General features: G+C 37.7%; 19 protein-coding genes and 1 other RNA gene. 17 read left to right on the top strand and 3 right to left on the bottom strand.

Translation table 11 applies throughout. The annotated features are described in order from the left end of the window. Positions 1-60 precede the first annotated feature (60 nt). On the top strand, positions 61-1,014 hold the full coding sequence (locus tag V2145_RS12360) for a siderophore ABC transporter substrate-binding protein (RefSeq protein ID WP_330987800.1): 954 nt from the start codon (positions 61-63) through the stop codon (positions 1,012-1,014). A gap of 35 nt (positions 1,015-1,049) precedes the next feature. Here V2145_RS12360 and V2145_RS12355 read toward each other — a convergent pair whose 3' ends face one another. Continuing rightward, the gene (locus tag V2145_RS12355) at positions 1,050-1,325 is read right to left on the bottom strand and encodes a DUF4282 domain-containing protein (RefSeq protein ID WP_311858593.1); all 276 of its coding nucleotides are present in this window, start codon (positions 1,323-1,325) and stop codon (positions 1,050-1,052) included. 155 nt (positions 1,326-1,480) lie between these two features. Between V2145_RS12355 and V2145_RS12350 the strand changes: the two genes are divergently transcribed. Further along, a complete protein-coding gene (locus V2145_RS12350; RefSeq protein ID WP_094909602.1) occupies positions 1,481-1,951 on the top strand; it encodes a GNAT family N-acetyltransferase in 471 nt (156 codons plus the stop codon). Between the two features lie 9 nt (positions 1,952-1,960). After that, complete coding sequence (locus tag V2145_RS12345; protein ID WP_397428365.1) at positions 1,961-4,003, top strand: thioredoxin domain-containing protein; 2,043 nt, start codon at positions 1,961-1,963, stop codon at positions 4,001-4,003. 39 nt (positions 4,004-4,042) lie between these two features. Here V2145_RS12345 and V2145_RS12340 read toward each other — a convergent pair whose 3' ends face one another. After that, the gene (locus V2145_RS12340) at positions 4,043-4,294 is read right to left on the bottom strand and encodes a hypothetical protein (protein WP_025909359.1); all 252 of its coding nucleotides are present in this window, start codon (positions 4,292-4,294) and stop codon (positions 4,043-4,045) included. Between the two features lie 107 nt (positions 4,295-4,401). Here V2145_RS12340 and V2145_RS12335 point away from each other — a divergent pair, with 107 nt between their 5' ends. From V2145_RS12335 to V2145_RS12270, 14 genes are all read left to right on the top strand, one after another. After that, positions 4,402-6,672 carry a DEAD/DEAH box helicase gene (locus V2145_RS12335; protein ID WP_311858589.1) on the top strand — a complete coding sequence of 757 codons (2,271 nt, stop codon included), beginning with the start codon at positions 4,402-4,404 and terminating at the stop codon, positions 6,670-6,672. 9 nt (positions 6,673-6,681) lie between these two features. Next, on the top strand, positions 6,682-7,935 hold the full coding sequence (locus tag V2145_RS12330) for a ribonuclease H-like domain-containing protein (RefSeq protein WP_311858587.1): 1,254 nt from the start codon (positions 6,682-6,684) through the stop codon (positions 7,933-7,935). Positions 7,936-8,287: 352 nt separating this feature from the next. Next, positions 8,288-8,674 (top strand): spore coat protein, encoded by a 387-nt coding sequence (locus V2145_RS12325; RefSeq protein WP_061785359.1) that lies wholly within the window; start codon positions 8,288-8,290, stop codon positions 8,672-8,674. Between the two features lie 72 nt (positions 8,675-8,746). After that, positions 8,747-9,298, top strand: a complete 552-nt coding sequence (locus V2145_RS12320; RefSeq protein WP_094909605.1) for a DUF1273 domain-containing protein — start codon at positions 8,747-8,749, stop codon at positions 9,296-9,298. A 103-nt stretch (positions 9,299-9,401) separates the two neighbouring features. Then, positions 9,402-9,737: a cell division regulator GpsB gene (gpsB, locus tag V2145_RS12315; protein ID WP_094909606.1), complete on the top strand. Its 336-nt coding sequence runs from the start codon at positions 9,402-9,404 to the stop codon at positions 9,735-9,737. A 68-nt stretch (positions 9,738-9,805) separates the two neighbouring features. After that, an RNA gene (rnpB, locus tag V2145_RS12310) (RNase P RNA component class B) lies at positions 9,806-10,191 on the top strand. A 193-nt stretch (positions 10,192-10,384) separates the two neighbouring features. After that, on the top strand, positions 10,385-10,735 hold the full coding sequence (locus V2145_RS12305) for a lmo0954 family membrane protein (RefSeq protein WP_311858584.1): 351 nt from the start codon (positions 10,385-10,387) through the stop codon (positions 10,733-10,735). 12 nt (positions 10,736-10,747) lie between these two features. Beyond that, positions 10,748-11,371 carry a PspA/IM30 family protein gene (locus V2145_RS12300; protein ID WP_094909608.1) on the top strand — a complete coding sequence of 208 codons (624 nt, stop codon included), beginning with the start codon at positions 10,748-10,750 and terminating at the stop codon, positions 11,369-11,371. A gap of 124 nt (positions 11,372-11,495) precedes the next feature. Further along, positions 11,496-12,212 carry a cell wall-active antibiotics response protein LiaF gene (liaF, locus tag V2145_RS12295; RefSeq protein WP_094909609.1) on the top strand — a complete coding sequence of 239 codons (717 nt, stop codon included), beginning with the start codon at positions 11,496-11,498 and terminating at the stop codon, positions 12,210-12,212. Next, a complete protein-coding gene (locus tag V2145_RS12290; protein ID WP_330987799.1) occupies positions 12,209-13,237 on the top strand; it encodes a sensor histidine kinase in 1,029 nt (342 codons plus the stop codon). The genes liaF and V2145_RS12290 overlap by 4 nt, the downstream gene beginning before the upstream one ends. Before the next feature lie 22 nt (positions 13,238-13,259). Next, entirely contained in the window at positions 13,260-13,886 is a 627-nt protein-coding gene (locus V2145_RS12285; protein WP_094909611.1) for a response regulator, read from the top strand. Between the two features lie 136 nt (positions 13,887-14,022). Beyond that, entirely contained in the window at positions 14,023-15,687 is a 1,665-nt protein-coding gene (locus V2145_RS12280; protein ID WP_311858578.1) for a glycoside hydrolase family 13 protein, read from the top strand. Between the two features lie 165 nt (positions 15,688-15,852). Beyond that, on the top strand, positions 15,853-16,998 hold the full coding sequence (locus V2145_RS12275; protein ID WP_311858577.1) for a THUMP domain-containing class I SAM-dependent RNA methyltransferase: 1,146 nt from the start codon (positions 15,853-15,855) through the stop codon (positions 16,996-16,998). 105 nt (positions 16,999-17,103) lie between these two features. Then, the gene (locus tag V2145_RS12270; protein ID WP_094909614.1) at positions 17,104-17,583 is read left to right on the top strand and encodes a hypothetical protein; all 480 of its coding nucleotides are present in this window, start codon (positions 17,104-17,106) and stop codon (positions 17,581-17,583) included. 13 nt (positions 17,584-17,596) lie between these two features. On the opposite strand, the gene V2145_RS12265 is transcribed toward V2145_RS12270, so the two are convergent. Next, positions 17,597-18,409, bottom strand: coding sequence for a carbohydrate ABC transporter permease (locus V2145_RS12265; RefSeq protein ID WP_330987798.1), 813 nt, complete (start codon positions 18,407-18,409; stop codon positions 17,597-17,599). Positions 18,410-18,421: the final 12 nt, after the last annotated feature.

The raw sequence follows: 18,421 nt of genomic DNA, 5'->3' as shown, positions 1-18,421 counted from the left end.
CACCCGGTGATTAGAGTAATTCACATATATTTTAAATACAATGAAAAAGGTGGAAGTTAGATGAAGAAGCTATATATGGTATTTCTAGCAGCATTGCTTGCAGTTGTAGTTGCAGCTTGCGGATCAAATGAAGCGAGCACGACTGCTGATAGTGAAAAGAAAGAAGCAAAAAAGGAAGAAACAATTACAGTTCAGCATGAATTAGGAGAAACAAAAGTAGAAAAAAATCCAGAAAAGGTAGTAGTCTTTGATTTTGGTACGTTAGATTCCATGGATAAATTGGGAATTAACGTAACGGGTGTGCCCCAAGACAGCATGCCTTCTTATCTATCAAAATATGAAGATAAGAAATATGAAAATGTAGGGGGATTAAAAGAACCTGATTTTGAGAAAATCAGCGAAATTAACCCAGATCTAATCGTTATCTCAGGGCGTCAAGCTGAGCAATACGACGAGTTTACTAAAATTGCACCAACAATTTATATGGGCTTAGATACAGAAAACTATATGGATTCATTTAAGAAAAATGCACAAACGTTAGGCGAAATCTTTGATAAAGAAGCAGAGGTAGAAAAAGAGGTAGCAGCTGTTGAAAAAACAATGGCAACTGTGAAAGAAGAAGCTCAAGCTTCAAAGAAAAATGGTTTAATTGTTCTTGTTAACGAAGGAAAAGTAAGCGCATATGGACCAGGTTCACGTTTTGGTATTATTCATGATGAGCTAGGAGTTACGCCAGTTGATGCTGGTATTGAAGCTTCTACGCATGGTCAAGGAGTGTCGTTTGAATACATCGTAGAAAAGAATCCTGATTACTTGTTTGTAGTGGACCGTAGCGCAGTTGTAGGTGGGGAATCTTCTGCTAAGCAAGCACTGGAAAATGAATTAATTAAAAAAACAAAAGCATATAAAGAAGGAAACATTGTTTATTTAAATCCGAACTACTGGTACTTATCAGGTGGGGGACTACTTTCAGTAGCTGAGATGGCGAACGAAATTGAAAAAGCAGTACAATGACGAAAAAGCGATGCGGTTTAAGCCGCATCGCTTTTTTATTCTTGATCTTTTATTTTAGCCATTTTATGAAGAGCTTCATGCATTTTAAATACAACAATCAAGGTTTCGCAGTAAATGCGCGTAAATAGTGGCCCTACCACAATTAATGCTAGGCCTAAAAAGACAAGGGAACCACCACCATACATGCTATTAATTCCACTTACAATAAATCCAAACCCTAATAAAATTGTTAAGACAGAGACAATAATGAAGACAATTTTAATGATAGAAGGTGTTAACATCTTGTCGAAGTTGAAAAAGCTACTATTCATTTAATTTCTCCCCTTTGGTGTGTAGACTAGTTGTGTTGTCCTTTTATACATATAAGCAAACTTCACTATTTAGAACAGAATCAACATATTTTTAATGTTATCAATCAAGTATATAATGATAGAAAAGTAGAAAATGCGAATAGACGGAGGAACTAATGATTAAAGAAAATGATGTTCTAAATAATCAACAAGCGAAAATTATTTTAGCTTTACAAAAACGGTCATACGAAGTCGAAGCATCAATTATTCATAATCGCGAAATTCCACCTTTACAAGAAACGCTCCTGCAACTACAACAATCCAAAGAAATATTTTTAGGTTACTACATAGAAGAAACGTTAGCTGGCGTTATTTCGTTTAAAGTGTTAGGAAAAGAGTTGGATATTTACCGACTGTTTATTGATCCTGTACACTTTAAAAAAGGAATTGCTCAAAAATTACTAGCCTTTGTAGAAATGAATTATTCAGTTACTAAGCTAGTTGTGTCTACAGCATCAAAGAATATACCAGCTATTCGCCTTTATCAAAAGGAAGGTTTTGTTGAGGTAAGAACCACAAAAATAAATGATGAGCTAACTCTAGTTCATTTGGAGAAAGTAATAGAAGACGGTACACTACCATTATAGAAAGAAGGGATAAAGATGAAAAAACATACTAACGCACTGATTCATGAGAAATCTCCTTACCTGCTCCAGCACGCACATAACCCAGTCAATTGGTATCCATGGGGAGATGAAGCCTTTGAAAAAGCTAAGTGTGAAAATAAACCTGTATTTGTATCAATTGGATATAGTACTTGTCATTGGTGTCACGTGATGGAAAAAGAAAGCTTTGAAGATGAAGAAGTCGCAGATTTATTAAATAGACACTTTATTGCCATTAAGGTAGACCGAGAAGAGCGTCCAGATATTGATTCTATTTACATGCGCGTGTGCCAAATGATGACCAATCATGGAGGTTGGCCTTTAAACGTCTTTTTAACACCTGACCAAAAACCGTTTTATGCGGGTACCTATTTTCCAAAGAATAGCGCTTACAATAGACCAGGTATGATGGATGCGCTGCCGCAGCTCGCTGAAAAGTTTCTGCATGAGCGGCCTTTTGTTGAAAAGGTAGGAGAGCAGGTTGTAAAAGGTTTAAAAGCTTCTGTACATATTCCTTCAGACAGCACAATTGATGAAGGTACTCTTCATCAAGCATTTCAGCAGCTCGTTGGTCAATTTGATCCAGTGTACGGAGGATTTGGGCAATCACCGAAATTTCCGATGCCGCATACGCTGACATTTTTGCTTCGCTATCATCGATTAACAAATAATGATACAGCGTTATTAATGGTTGAAAAAACGCTCGATTCGTTAGCTTCAAGCGGTCTCTATGATCAAATTGGTGGTGGGTTTGCGAGGTACTCAACAGATCAGCAATGGATGATTCCACACTTTGAAAAAATGCTCTATGATCAAGGGCTTTTGCTACATGCTTATATTGAAGCTTACCAAATGACAAAAAAGAAGCGCTATCGTGAAATAATTGAAGAGAGTATTGCATTTTTAATTCGTGAAATGAGAGATAGTCAAACAGGTGCATTCTATTCCGCAATTGATGCGGACTCAGAAGGAGCAGAAGGGACCTATTATGTATGGTCAAAAGAAGAAATAACAAACCTTTTTACTGAAGAGGAAGCTGAGTTTGTTTGTAGTGCATATAGCATTACGGAAGAAGGGAATTTTGAAGGCAAGAACCACCTTCATTTAATACCAACGGAAATAGAGGAGCTAGCTAAGCTCAGTAAACAATCCATTAAAGAAACGGAAGCTAAGCTGAAAACATGCAATGAAAAGCTGTTAAAAGAGCGCCAGAAACGCATATACCCTCATGTTGATGATAAGATCTTAACATCTTGGAACGGCTTGATTATAAGCGCATTAGCAAAGGCTGGACGGGCATTGCAAAATGAAACATTTACAGAGCTAGCTGAGCAGGCTGCGCTTTTTATTCACGAAAATATGTACAAAACGGAGCGCTTAATGGTTCGCTATCGTGAAGGAGAAGTAAAAGAAAAAGGTTTAATTGATGATTATGCGTTTTTATTGTGGGCTTATAACGACCTTTATGATGCAACGCTCAAAGTAGAGTATCTGACAAAAGCAAAAGCAATTGCTGAGAATATGACTTCATTATTTTGGGATAAAGACAAAGGTGGTTTTTTCTTTACTGGGAGTGATGCAGAGCAACTGCTTGTGCGTGAAAAAGAAGTGTACGATGGTGCTCTTCCTTCCGGTAATAGCGTCGCTGTTTGTCAGCTTTTGCGTTTAGGTCATCGAACAGGAAACGAGAAGTTATTACAAATGGTTGAAAAGATGGAGCGAACGTTTTATTCACTTATTCGAATGCAAGCCAGTAGCCACACGCAGTTTTTGCAAGCGAGGCTTGAACAGGCAATCGGGATAAAAGAAGTCATTGTGTTAGCTAAAGAGACATTAGAAGAAATACAGCTTTTGAAGACTTCATTTATACCAGAAGTTGTATGGTTAATTGGAAATAAAAACGAACTGATGCCACATGCTCATTTCATAGAGAGCTATGACCAAAGAAATGAGTCAATCATTTATGTGTGTAAAGATTTTGCGTGCGAGCGCCCGTCTATGGAAATAAAAAAGGCTATCGAAGCAGTTTTATAAAAGCAATAAAATACCGCCATTCCTCTATGGCGGTATTTTTTATGATAGTTGCTTGCTTTCAGCGTGTTTTACAAATGTATATTCATCTTCAATTAAACCACATGCTGCGCACTGAATGCGACGTTCTGGACCACGGTATGGGGCATGGAAAGCATCTAGTGAATCATTGGTATATTCTGTTACAACATCACCAGAGCGAGGATCTAATTTGACCGCCGTCGCTTTTTGCTCAATGATATTAAAGCGCGTTCGATTTGTTTTACAGCTTGGACATAAATACGGATTTCCCATGTTGTCCACCTCCTAGTTGTTACGATGTCCTTTTTTTGAAAAAACATACAAAAACTAATGATTTGAAACAGGCCTTAGATTCGTTAAAATAAAGCTAGGTGATGAAGATGAAAATACGTAAAAATTTACAAGAAGTAATGAACGTGTTGCAAACGAATAAACAGTTTAAATCCAACATCGTTCATTGGCATACAATTGAAGAAAAAGAAGCCCAAACAAACCCATTTCCTTCACAAATTCATGAGAAAATACGTGAGGGATTAGAAAAGCGAGGAATTCTATCTCTTTATACGCATCAAGCTACTGCTTTTACATATGCGTATGAGAAGAAAAATATAGTTGCCGTTACGCCTACTGCTTCCGGAAAGACGCTTTGTTACAACCTTCCTGTCCTTCAAAGTATTATGGAAAATGAGCAGTCGCGTGCGCTATATTTGTTCCCAACAAAAGCTCTTGCACAAGATCAAAAGACGGAGTTAAATGAGTTGATTGAAGAGATGGACGCTTCAATTAATAGCTACACATATGATGGAGACACGCCTGCTAATATTCGTCAAAAAGTGCGAAAAGCAGGTCATGTTGTTATTACAAACCCTGATATGCTTCACTCTGCTATTTTACCTCATCATACAAAATGGGTATCATTGTTCGAGAATTTAAAGTATATCGTTATTGATGAGCTTCATACGTATCGAGGCGTATTCGGAAGTCATGTAGCAAACGTTATTCGGCGTTTGAAACGAATTTGTCACTACTATGGAAGTAAGCCGGTATTTATATGTACTTCAGCTACCATTGCCAATCCGAAAGAGCTTGCTGAGCATCTTTTAGGAGAGCAGGTGGAGCTTGTCGATAATAACGGAGCACCGAGTGGAAAGAAACACTTTATCTTTTACAATCCACCTGTTGTAAATAAGCCGTTAAATATTAGAAGAAGCGCTACTCTTGAGGTGCGTAACATTGCAGGAGAGTTTCTGAAGAATAAAATTCAAACAATTGTTTTTGCTCGAAGTCGTGTTCGGGTTGAGATTATCCTTACGTACTTACAAGAGCTTGTGAAAAATCAGCTGAAAGGTAAAGCGATTCAAGGATACAGAGGAGGCTATTTACCTAAGCAGAGACGTGAAATTGAAAAGGGGCTGCGCAGTGGGGAGATTTATGGGGTAGTTAGCACAAATGCACTGGAGCTAGGGGTAGATATTGGACAGCTGCAAGTATGTGTGATGACAGGTTATCCTGGAACGGTTGCAAGTGCTTGGCAACAAGCTGGACGCGCAGGACGCAGGCATGGAGAAGCTGTTATTGTAATGGTTGCTAGTTCGAGTCCGCTGGATCAGTATATGATTCAAAATCCGGAATATTTCTTTAGTCGCAACCCTGAAACAGCACGCATTAATCCTGATAATTTAGTTATCTTAGTAGATCATTTAAAGTGTGCTTCGTATGAGCTTCCTTTTAAGCAAGGAGAAACATTTGACGGTGTAGATATTGAAGACGTATTGGAGTTTTTAGGAGAAGAGCGCGTAATTCACCTAAGCGGTGATAAGTGGTATTGGATGAATGATTCGTTTCCAGCTCACAATATCAGTTTACGATCTGCTTCTCAAGAAAATGTCGTTATTATTGATCAGTCAGATATCGCTAACGTAAAGGTCATCGGAGAGATGGATCGTTTCAGTGCAATGACGCTTTTACATGATGAAGCCATTTATTTGCATCAGGGTATTCAATATCAAGTTGAGTATTTAGATTGGGATGAGAAAAAAGCGTATGTACGTGAGGTCACCGCTGATTATTTCACAGATGCTAATTTGGCTGTTAACTTAAAAGTGTTGGAAGCCGATAAAGAAACGAAAGCATCTTCTTATACGATGGGGTACGGCGATGTAATGGTAAGCGCGATGGCTACCATATTTAAAAAGATTAAATTTGAGACCCATGAAAATATTGGATCAGGTCCAATTCATTTACCTGAGGAAGAACTGCATACAAATGCTGTTTGGCTTAGTTTTTCAAAAGAAGTATTTCAAGAGTCAGAAGAAAGGTTAGAGCAAGCTCTATTATCGGTTGCTACCACCATTCAGTCAATTGCACCGTTAATGGTTATGTGTGACCCTTCTGATTTACATGTTGTTCCGCAAGTGAAAGCCGTTCATAATGAAGAACCAACCATCTTTTTATATGATCGCTACCCCGGAGGCATTGGACTTAGTGATAAAGTGTATGAACAAATGAAAGAAGTGTTGGAAGAAGCGCAGCAACTTATTGCTACTTGTCACTGTGAAAGTGGCTGCCCATCCTGTATCGGATTAGAAGGACAAGGTGAACATGCTAAACAGGACGCGCTCTCATTGCTTCAGCTATTACTAGCAAGGTAGGTGCAAGAAATGTCGTTAAAAAATAAGCTTAATCGAATGAAAAAGCATTTACATGTGGAAGAAAAAGTGCCCGTTTTAAAAAGTGAGCCGCGTGATCATCAGCAAATAGCCTATGAACAGCAGTGGAATGAAAGGTTTGCTAAACCTTATTTTAGCGAGAATAACTACTGTATGATTCGGGAAGTACGCTATCCGATTGACCACAAGCACGGACATTATGCATTTTCAGAACTAAAAAAAGTGGTAGAAGCATGGAATAAGTCTCCGCTGTCACATCCACTTTCTGCAAAAGGGCATACAATGTCGGATTTATTTTTCTTTGATACAGAAACGACCGGGCTGAGTACGGGAACAGGCACAACCATCTTTTTACTGGGCTATGCACAGGTGTTAGAAAATGAAGTGGTATTTAGGCAGCATGTGTTAACGGAGCCAAGCGGTGAAGTTGCGTTTTACGAAAGTTTTTTAAGAGCCGTGGATTATACAACTCTTGTCACCTACAACGGGAAGTCTTTTGATTGGCCTCATGTAAAAACAAGGCACACCTTGTTGAGAGACCATTTACCGAACCTTCCTAAGTTTGGGCATTTTGATTTACTACACGCTTCAAGAAGGCTATGGAAACATAAAATGGATTCCGTTAAGCTTGCAAATGTTGAAAAAGAAGTACTAGGCGTTGACCGCGTTAACGATGTTCCAGGTTTTTTAGCACCAATGATCTATTTTGATTTCATAGAAAGCAAAAATCCTCAAGGGTTATTTGAAGTAATGGATCATAATGAGTCAGATATTCTTTCTTTAATTACGCTCTATATTCACCTTTCAAAGCAGCTTCTCTCTGAACATCAAGCTACTTTGAAAGAAAAGTTCGAAGTCGCTCGTTGGTACGAGCAGCTCGGTGAGAAGAAAGAAGCTCTCTCTTTGTATGAAGACGTAGCTAGTGCAAAAAGTGATGAAGAATACCAAGCGATTCGAGCTATTGCTTTTGAGCATAAGCGTAACAAGCAATTTGAAAAGGCAGAAGAGTTGTTTTTATATGTTGTGTCAAATGCACCAGTACTTCTTCAAATAGAAGCAGCTGTTGAGCTTGCTAAATTATATGAACATAAGTTTAAAAACTATGAGCGTGGGGTATTTTATGCAGAAAAAGCCTTAAAGCTGACAGAAGAAAAAGCGTTCATTGAAAATGATAAAATACAAGCCCTGTATAAGCGAGTTAATCGGGTTAAAGATAAGTATACTAAATATATTTCTAACTTATAATGATTGTCAATTTATTACTGAAAATTCCAAATTATTAAATTTTCGTTTTCTCTATTTTAAATATTGTTCTATTTTTCAGACGTTGATAAAATAAGACGTTGTATTGTTTTTTTAGCAATTTATATCAGAAATATAGAACTTTGGTGAGATGGAGAGAAGTAATATGAAAAATGTCATTTTAGTATCATTTTTCGCAGTTGTTTGTTTGACGGTAATTATTTTTAGTAGCATGAAAAACACGTACTTTTCTTTGATGTAGTTTTCGAAAAATAGGTGTTTACATTAGTACATGTACACCCCTTATCACATACTGTAGTAATGTAATAACTAAACAGTGAAAGGGGAAAACAGCATGTATCCAAGACCAGTAAAGTGCATGCCACCAATCGTGCATCCAACAAAATGTTGTACACAGTTTAACAATCAGGAGGTAGTTGTACCTCATATTCATCCAAGCCATAATACGCTAGTGAATCAAACGAACTTTAAACATGTACACTATTTTCCACAAACACAATCTGTTGTAAATCAACAAACAAGCCAACAGTTCTTTGGTGGGGCGCAACAATTTCCTACACAAGTAGGTGGGGCAATGTCTCCGGGAATGCCGAATCAAGTAGCTGGTGCTCAAATGCCAGGCATGATGCCAGGTATGATGCCAGGTCAAGGCAATCAAGTAGCGGGAGCAATGGAAAACGGCATGATGCCAGGATATCCAGGTGCAAAAAGAAGATTTTAATAAGAAATAAATGAATTGATAGGAACTGAACATTTCAGTTCCTATTCTTATGTTTAAAGGAGTGCTTACACGATGAAAGTGCTAACGATTTCAGGTTATAAACCATTTGAATTAGGGATTTTTAATGATCAGCACCCTGGTATTTCATACATAAAAAAAGCAATCATGAAGCGCTTAGTACCTCTTATCGAAGAAGGACTTGAATGGGTGTTAATCAGCGGTCAGCTCGGTGTAGAATTGTGGGCTGCGGAAGTAGTATTTGATTTACAGCTCGAATACCCTCAGTTACAGCTTGGTGTATTAACCCCTTTTTTAGATCAGGAAGAAAAGTGGAACGAAGCGAATAAAGAACTTTATGAATTTATTCTGAGTCAGGCTGATTTTGTGGATAGTATCACAAAAAAGAAGTATGAAAGTCCTAATCAGTTCCGCTTGAAAAATCAATTTTTAATTGAAAAAAGTGATGGCATTTGCATTGTATATGATGAAGAGCATGAGGGTAGTCCGAAATTCATGTTAAAGGTAGCACAAGATAAGGCTGAAAAGAGCGATTATCCAATCATCACAATTACATCCTATGATTTACAAGATATAGTTGAAGAGGAGAAGTTTTCATCTTTTTAAACAATATTGAAAAACATTTTACAAGATAAATTGACAAGTTGAGCTATTTCTGAAAAAATGGTTTATAATAAACAAGAGGTTTATTGTATTCGAGGTGATTGAAATGTTAGCTGATAAGATTCGTTTAACAGCAAAAGAAATTTTGGAAAAAGAGTTTAAAACAGGAATGAGAGGCTATAATCAAGAGGAAGTCGATAAATATTTAGACTCCATTATTAAAGATTATGAAGCGTTTCATGAAGAAATTGAGTTATTACAAGCAGAAAATTTACGCTTGAAAAAGCAAGTGGAAGAGTTATCAAAACGTCCACAATCCACAACGGCATCTTCGTACACGCCGCCACCAGCACAGCAGCAAGCTGGTACGACAAACTTTGATATTTTAAAACGTTTGTCTAATCTTGAGAAGCACGTATTTGGTAGCAAGTTATACGAATGATGAATAATAAAAATAGGAGTTGCAATTAACTCCTATTTTTATTATAATTAGAAAGGTCGTAATCAATAGCGTTTGGGTAATTGCTGCATCTCTTTGAAGATGTAGAGGAAAGTCCATGCTCGCACAGGCTGAGATGCTTGTAGTGTTCGTGCCTAGTGAAGTCATAAGCTAGGGTAGCGTAACTGCTAACGGCGAGGAAAAAGCCTAAGTCTTTATAAGATATGGCTTGAATACTCTGAAAGTGCCACAGTGACGAAGTCTCATTAGAAATAATGAGAGTGGAACGAGGTAAACCCCACGAGCGAGAAACCCAAATAATGGTAGGGGAACTTTCCTGAAGGAATTGAACAGAGGGAAGGACAAAATGCATGCATTTTGTAGATAGATAATTACCACCGGAGTACGAGGTAGCTAGCCGCTTGTAGTACAAAGGAACAAAACATGGCTTACAGAACGCTATTGAACAGCAGTCGACACTAGTTGTTAACCAAATATATTCGCACCAGCTCTTCATATCATGAAGAGCTTTTTTGTGTTCTTTTTTCTGTTCTAAGCCTCAGGTCTTAGATGAAAATCCAGCTTAAGCTCGTTTTGGAAAGAAAGAATTGTAGGTAAGATGAGAATAGAAAAAGAAAGGAGGCAACACGGTGAAAAAATTTGGATTATTTATTTTGGGCCTAACAGCAGCGGTTGTATTGATTGCTAACTTAGGACCGATGATGCTAATGCTGCTAGGGCTTGTCATTTTATATGGTGTATGGAAGCAGGTAGTAAAGGCAACATCTTCATTTAAGAAAGCAGCTTTTGCAGTGCTTGGTGTGATTGTTATCTTGAGCATGATTGCTAACGTGCCAGCATTGTTTGGTATATTAGCAGCGATTGCGCTTTACTTTGTATACACCAAGTGGAACGACAGTGAAGTAACAATAACTAAAACAGAGGATCCATTTCAAAACTTTGAAAACCAATGGACAGAGTTAAATAAACAGTCTTATTAAGGAGTGAACACTATGAAAAATATTTTTACACGCATGAAAGAATCAATTTCATCAGACTTACACAATATGCTTGATCAAAAACAGCAAAAAAACCCGATTGCCGCTTTGAATTATTATTTGCGTCAGTCCGAAGAAGAAACAGAGCGAGTTAGAAAGCTAGTAGAGCGTCAGCATCTATTAAAAGAGCAGCTTGTGCGTGAATATAAACTAGCAGAGTCAATGAAAGAAAAGCGCCAACAGCAAGCGGAAGTAGCTCTGCAAGCTCAAGAAAATGACCTGTATGAATTTGTTCAAAAAGAGCATGCTCAATATGAAGAGCGTACAGAACGTTTAAACGTATCCATTCAGCATGTGACTAAGCAGCTTGATGAACTAGAGCGCAAATACGAAGAGATGAAGCATAAACTGAAGGATATGCATATTCGTAGAATGGAACTGATGGGGCGCGAAAACGTTGCGCGAGCAAATCATCGAATGAACACAATTTTAAACAACGATGAACTAGCATCGGATGAATATTCTAAGTTTTCGGATATCGAACGCTATATTGATCAATTAGAAAATCAAATTAATACTGATTATTATCGTCAAACAATTGATAGCAAAATTGCAGCTTTACAAAAAGAAGCAAAATAAGTGTAATTAGGATAAAAAAATTTAATCTCATAGACAAAACGTGATATTCTAAAAAGGGCGTAGTAGTAGCTGCGCCTTTTTCATCAAAAGGAAACGCACTGCGAAGCGAAAGGAGGAGAACGGCATGAAAAGAATTGTAGACAATGGATACTTCAATCTCATAATCATTACAGCGATCTTTATTTTATTTGTTGAAGTTGTCTTTTTTCATAGCGGGTTTATTTTTGCACTCCTTGTTGCTGGTGCTTTTATCTATATAGGCCGAAAGCGTCTACCAAGGCGGTCAGGTAAAATCTTATTTTGGATAGGAATTATTGGTGCTATTTTAAACTTAATTAATACAGTCGCATTTCAGTTCTTGGTTATTGCAATCTTTTTCTATTATTTATTTCATTTTGTTAAATCTAAAAAAGAACCAGTATATATTACGCCTTTAACAGAAAGTCGAGAATCACTGCGAACACAAAGGCAGCTGTTGAAGAATTCATTTGTATCACGACAGCGCACAGACGAAAACGTTTATGAATGGAGCGACATTAATATTCAAAACGTATGGAGCGATGTGATAATTGACCTTAGCTTTACTGTACTTCCAAAAGGAGAATCGGTTATTTTTATCCGACAGTTAGCTGGGAATGTAACCATCTTCGTGCCATATGAAACAGAAATTTCAGTTAATCACTCTTCTATGGCTGGAGCAGTTGCCATTTTTGATCATGTCCAACCCTTCGCTCCACTTCAAAACGTATATATGAAAACCCCAGAATTTGATAAGGCATCACAAAAAATCAAAGTGATGGTTTCAATGGGGGTTGGAAGTTTAGAGGTGAAGCGGATATGAGCATTATTCAGCGCCAGTTACTATGGGGAATCATAGTCGCTTTCACAACGTTTATTACAATAACGATTAGCGTATTTATGGCATTTCCAATCCAACAGTTTACAGAGCTATGGGAACGAGAAGTATTTGACGTTCCGTTTATTCTTTTTTCCATAACGAGTAGCCTAACAGTGGGAGCAGTTTTCGGTGGCGCTTCTGGCTTGTTTTGGAGACAGCAGCTTGAAGTGGTTGAGAATCGATTACGTGAGATGAAAAATCGGCAATATCAAGACCGGAATGATAAAACAACGGTTCAAGAGGTAGAAAGTATTTTATCTAATGCAAAAGAAATTCAGCGCTTAATGAGTGAACAGGTGGAACAGTCGCAAAAAATGGCTAATGAAAAAGTTGAAGATCAGCAAAAGCGAGTTCAAGAAGTCATTATTCAAGAACGAAATCGATTAGCTCGTGAGCTTCATGATTCTGTGAGTCAACAGCTTTTTGCCGCATCTATGCTCATGTCAGCTTTAACAGAATCAACGAATGAAGATTCTCCCCAGAGCAAGCAGTTGAAAATGGTAGAAGGAATGATCAATCAGTCTCAGCTAGAAATGAGGGCACTACTATTACATTTGCGTCCGGCTGCATTGAAAGGCAAGTCGTTACAAGAAGGAATTGCAGAGCTTTTATTAGAATTAGCCCAAAAAGTTCCGATGGAGCTGAAGTGGAATGTGGAAGAATTTTTGTTAGATAAAGGAGTAGAAGACCATCTATTTCGAATTGCTCAAGAATCTGTCTCCAATGCGTTGAGGCATTCTAAAGCATCAATGTTGAAGGTATTGCTCGTTCAGCGTGATAGCTTGGTTATTCTACGCATTGAAGACGATGGGATTGGCTTTGATGTGGAAATGGAAAAGGTAGGCTCTTATGGATTGCAAAATATGCATGAACGAGCCGTTGAAGTAGGGGCTACCTTGAAAATTGTTAGTTTACCAAATCAAGGAACGAAATTAGAAGTAAAGGTTCCGCTTATCCAAAACGAATAGACAAAAGAAAGGAGAGCTGTTTTTGATTAACGTATTGTTAGTTGATGATCATGAAATGGTACGAATAGGCGTCTCAGCGTATTTGTCTGCTCAGACAGATATTCACGTTGTCGACGAAGCTGCTAACGGTGAGCAAGCGGTAGAGAAAGCACTAAAGCATCGTCCAGATATCATTTTAATGGATTTGGTGATGGATGGTATGGATGGCATTGAAGCAACAAAGCTCATTGTTGATCAGTGGAGTGAAGCTAAAATCATCATTGTAACGAGCTTTTTAGATGATGAGAAAGTGTATCCAGCACTTGAAGCAGGGGCATCTAGTTACCTGTTAAAAACGTCTAAAGCGAGCAAAATTGCGGAAGCTATTCGCGCTACATATGCAGGAGAGACTGTGCTTGAGCCAGAGGTAACCGGAAAAATGATGACGAGAATGCGTCGTCCCTCTTCTCCGCACGAGTTGTTAACTGGACGTGAAATGGAAATCTTGTTGCTTATGGCACAGGGGAAAACAAATCAAGAAATTGCCGATGAGCTATTTATTGCTTTAAAAACGGTCAAAACTCATGTGAGCAATTTACTAAGTAAGCTCGATGTACAAGATCGTACGCAAGCGGTTATCTATGCCTTTCAACATAAGTTAATTAAATAAAAGCGAAGGTCTCCTTGAAACCTTCGCTTCTTTTTTTATAAAATAGCTGTTTTTTTATTGCATTTCAGTATAAAATGATGGTAGCGCTTTATATGCTAGCGCTTACTTGTATGGAATGTTGTGAGGAGTTGAACAAATGGAAAAGAAATGGTGGAAGGAAGCCGTAGCGTATCAAATCTATCCGCGTAGCTTTAAAGATTCAAACGGAGATGGAATTGGTGATATTCAGGGCGTCATTTCAAAGCTTGATTATTTAAAAGATCTCGGGATTGATGTTATTTGGATTTGTCCGATTTATCAATCACCAAATGACGATAATGGTTATGATATTAGTGACTATCAAGATATTATGAGTGATTTTGGTACCATGGCAGATTTTGATGAGCTGTTAGAGGAAGTTCATAAACGAGATATGAAATTAATTATGGACTTAGTTATTAATCATACATCTGATGAGCACCCTTGGTTTGTTGAAGCGCGTTCTTCAAAAGATAATCCTTATCGTGATTATTACATTTGGCATGAAGGTAATGATGGCAATGAACCAAACAACTGGGAGTCCATTTTCAATGGTTCTGCTTGGGAGTTTGATGACGAGACGAAAGAATATTATCTGCACGTATTTTCAAAGAAACAGCCCGACCTAAATTGGGAAAACAAAGCGGTTCGACAAGAGCTATATAATATGGTGAATTGGTGGCTGGATAAAGGAATTGATGGGTTCCGAGTAGATGCTATTTCGCATATTAAAAAAGTACCTGGTTTTCCAGACTTACCAAATCCAGAAGGTTTAGATTATGTACCTTCGTTTGAAGGCCACATGAATCGTCCTGGTATTCAAGAACATTTAACAGAATTAAAAGAAGAGACATTTGCTAAGTATGATATTATGACAGTTGGTGAAGCAAATGGCGTTACGTGGGACGATGCTGACGAATGGGTAGGCGCTGAGAGCGGTAAGTTTGATATGATTTTTCAATTTGAACACATGGGACTTTGGGATAAAGGAGAAAGTGAACCTCTAGATTTAATTGAGTTCAAAACAATCTTAACAAATTGGCAAAAAGGTTTAGCACAAATTGGTGGTTGGAATGCACTTTATCTTGAGAATCACGATCACATTCGTTCAATCAATAAGTTCGGTAGCATGAAATACCGTGAAGAAAGTGCAAAATGCTTAGCTGCACTCTATTTCTTAATGCAGGGTACACCTTTTATCTATCAAGGCCAAGAGTTAGGAATGACAAACGTAAAGTTTGATCGCATCGAAGATTATAATGATGTAGGTATGATAAATTACTATCGTATTCAACGTGCAAAAGGTCAGGATCATGAAGAAATCATGAAAGTGATTTGGGAAACAGGTCGTGATAATTCACGTACACCAATGCAGTGGGATCGTACGAAAAATGCTGGTTTTTCAACAGGAACACCTTGGATGAAAGTAAATCCAAACTATGTTGATATTAATGTAGAGAAGCAGATTTCAGACGAAGAATCGATTTTAAATTTCTATAAAAAGCTTGTGGCGTTACGTAAACAGCATGAAGTATTTGTCTACGGAACGTATGATTTATTGCTAGAAAATCATCCTGCAATTTATGCATATACGCGTACGCTAGATGACAAAAAAGCAATTGTTATATGTAACGTATCTTCTAAGCAGCAAGAATTTAAGTTGCCAAAAGAAGTGAAGGTTAAAGAAGAAGAACTGCTTATTCACAATTATCAAGTAGCAACCGATGAGATGGTTCAAGAGTTTACATTACAACCATACGAAACACGTGTTTATTTTGTATAATAATAAAGGTTAGTGCAAACGATTGCGCTTATTTTGAGGCTCACATATGTGGGCCTTTTCTAATTAGTTTAAGCGTTTTCTTTTTGAAAGCTTTTGACTACCGCAAGTGGATATGGTACTTTTACACGTAGTATTCATTATTAGAGAGTAAAATGAGGTTGAAAAATGACAAAGTATAAAATTATTGCAACCGCTGCAATGGGAATTGAATCACTTGTAGCAAAAGAAGTTCGTGCATTAGGCTACGAATGTGAAGTAGATAATGGAAAAGTCATCTTTGAAGGTGATGAATTAGCCATTGCGAGAGCAAATTTATGGCTGCGCACGGCAGATCGTGTGAAAATTGAAGTTGGTCAATTTAAAGCACGTACGTTTGATGAATTATTTGAAAAAACAAAAGCCCTTGATTGGGGCCGTTACTTACCGGTGGATGCGGAGTTTCCGGTGTCGGGTAAATCGGTAAAGTCAAAGCTTTTTAGCGTGTCTGATTGCCAAAGTATCGTAAAAAAAGCAATCGTTGATAAAATGAAAAAGCATTATAGTATCACAACAGGTTGGCTTGAAGAAAAAGGGGCTACGTTTAAAATTGAAGTAGCACTGCTAAAAGACATTGCAACAATCACAATTGATACAAGTGGAGCAGGTTTGCACAAGCGTGGCTATCGCGTTGGACAAGGTGATGCACCGTTAAAAGAGACGCTAGCTGCAGCATTGGTTATGCTGACGCCTTGGAATCCCGATCGTCCATTTGTTGACGCATTCTGTGGTTCGGGAACGATTGCGATAGAGGCAGCGTTAATTGGTCAAAACATTGCACCTGGCTTTAATCGTGACTTTATTTCAGAAGAGTGGCCTTGGATGTCTCAAGAAATTTGGGATAAAGCACGCGATGAGGCAGAAGAATTAGCAAACTATGATCAAGAGCTAGATATTGCTGGGCATGATATTGATCATCGTATGATAAAAGTAGCGCAGCAAAACGCATTTGAAGCTGGCCTAGGAGACTTAATTCAATTTAAGCAAATGCAGGTGCGTGACTTCACGACTCCAAAAGAATATGGAATTATTGTTGGAAACCCACCTTACGGGGAGCGTCTAAGCGATCGCCCTTCTGTCGAAACGATGTACGCAGAGATGGGTGATGCGTTTGCAAAACTTGATACATGGTCTGTTTTCATGCTGACGTCTCATGAGCAGTTTGAACAGTATTACGGCAAGCCCGCGACTAAAAAACGTAAACTTTTTAACGGATTTATTAAAACTGACTATTACCAGTATTGGGGACCTCGTCCACCTCGTAAAACAAATTAATCTAACTGGAATACACATGCTTACTTCTTAGCATGTGTATTTTTTATGGGAAATCTTCAATAATCCAAATTATTCTGTACATACTACTAAAAGAGGTGGGAGCAGTTGAAGATATTTAAAGAAGCAAAAATATTCTTTGGTAGTATGATTGTTTTATCTTGGTTAACAGTTCCTTTTTTAGGTGCAAAATACATTAAAAAATATAAATACGCAGTTGGATTCATTTCTGTATTTATTTTTATAGAAAGCTTCGTGGCTAAAAAATTTAAATGGTGGTCGTTTCCAAGGCCTCCTTTACGCTATCTTACGGGAGAAATGGCGCTAGTTTTGGGACCTTTCATTCCAGGATCTTTGTGGATTATGAGACTTACATATGGAAGATTTGGCCTATATATGCTGTTGAACTTAATCGCTGATTGGCTTTTTATTTATCCATTTCAGGCCATGACAAAGAAACTTAAGATGTTTCAATTTGGAACGGTTGAAAAGCCGCAACTTCTTGGCATTTTTCTTTTTAAAGCTGTATTGATGTATGGATTTCAGTATTTTATCGTTGAAAAGTCTAATAAAGAGGGTCCATCATGATGATGGACCCTCTTTACTTTACTGCACCAGCCGTCATGCCAGCGATGAACAAGCGCTGCAAGAATAAGTACGCAATAATTAAAGGAATAGATGATAGCACTACCGCTGTAAAGAGCATGGGATAGTTTGTCAAGAATTCCCCTTGGAAGTCTAGCAGTGCTATTGGTAAGGTTTTTACTTCTTTTGATTTCAATAATAGAAGAGGGAAGAGTAAATCGTTCCAAACAATAACAAAAGAAAAAATTCCTATCGTTGCGAGAGACGGAATAGAAAGCGGTATGGCAACCTTGCTATAAATTTTCCATTCCGAAGCTCCGTCTATACGAGCGGCTTCAAACAGTTCTTTCGGAAGAGTCTTCATAAAGCCCGTTATGATAAAAACACCAATTGGTAATAAAAAGCTAATCGATACTAGAATGACCCCTGTTAACGTATTTAACAAATTTAGCGTGTTCATTAGCAAAAAGACAGGGATCATAATTACTTGTGTTGGAACAATCATGCCAACAATAAAGAAACTATAAACAATCCATCCAGATTTTTTAGGAAGTTGCACAATAGCGTAAGCAATTAGACTCGCCAGTAGCAAGATGAAAAATGTACTAATTACAGTAACAATTGTACTGTTTTTCATATAGCCAAATAGAGGTTCTGAAATAAGCAGATGTTTATAGTTCTCAAGCCTCCAACTAGTTGGAAGACCGATGGGACTATTGTATAACTCTGGCGTCGTTTTAAAGGTTGTAAAAAGAACAAGCGTTAATGGAGTAATAATGATAACGCTATAAGCTAAGAGCGTGAGTTGTTTAAATACTTTAGAAAACATAAAAATCTCCTT

Source organism: Priestia sp. GS2 (assembly GCF_036409025.1).
Lineage (GTDB): Bacteria > Bacillota > Bacilli > Bacillales > Bacillaceae_H > Priestia > Priestia aryabhattai_A.
Note: the sequence above shows the minus strand (reverse complement) of the source record. Positions and strands in the feature narration are given on the sequence as shown.

Coding starts and splice junctions, on each gene's coding strand:
- V2145_RS12360 (WP_330987800.1), top strand. CDS start 61: ATGAAGAAGCTATATATGGTATTTCTAGCAGCATTGCTTGCAGTTGTA.
- V2145_RS12355 (WP_311858593.1), bottom strand. CDS start 1,325: ATGAATAGTAGCTTTTTCAACTTCGACAAGATGTTAACACCTTCTATC.
- V2145_RS12350 (WP_094909602.1), top strand. CDS start 1,481: ATGATTAAAGAAAATGATGTTCTAAATAATCAACAAGCGAAAATTATT.
- V2145_RS12340 (WP_025909359.1), bottom strand. CDS start 4,294: ATGGGAAATCCGTATTTATGTCCAAGCTGTAAAACAAATCGAACGCGC.
- V2145_RS12335 (WP_311858589.1), top strand. CDS start 4,402: ATGAAAATACGTAAAAATTTACAAGAAGTAATGAACGTGTTGCAAACG.
- V2145_RS12330 (WP_311858587.1), top strand. CDS start 6,682: ATGTCGTTAAAAAATAAGCTTAATCGAATGAAAAAGCATTTACATGTG.
- V2145_RS12325 (WP_061785359.1), top strand. CDS start 8,288: ATGTATCCAAGACCAGTAAAGTGCATGCCACCAATCGTGCATCCAACA.
- V2145_RS12320 (WP_094909605.1), top strand. CDS start 8,747: ATGAAAGTGCTAACGATTTCAGGTTATAAACCATTTGAATTAGGGATT.
- gpsB (WP_094909606.1), top strand. CDS start 9,402: ATGTTAGCTGATAAGATTCGTTTAACAGCAAAAGAAATTTTGGAAAAA.
- V2145_RS12300 (WP_094909608.1), top strand. CDS start 10,748: ATGAAAAATATTTTTACACGCATGAAAGAATCAATTTCATCAGACTTA.
- liaF (WP_094909609.1), top strand. CDS start 11,496: ATGAAAAGAATTGTAGACAATGGATACTTCAATCTCATAATCATTACA.
- V2145_RS12290 (WP_330987799.1), top strand. CDS start 12,209: ATGAGCATTATTCAGCGCCAGTTACTATGGGGAATCATAGTCGCTTTC.
- V2145_RS12280 (WP_311858578.1), top strand. CDS start 14,023: ATGGAAAAGAAATGGTGGAAGGAAGCCGTAGCGTATCAAATCTATCCG.
- V2145_RS12275 (WP_311858577.1), top strand. CDS start 15,853: ATGACAAAGTATAAAATTATTGCAACCGCTGCAATGGGAATTGAATCA.
- V2145_RS12265 (WP_330987798.1), bottom strand. CDS start 18,409: ATGTTTTCTAAAGTATTTAAACAACTCACGCTCTTAGCTTATAGCGTT.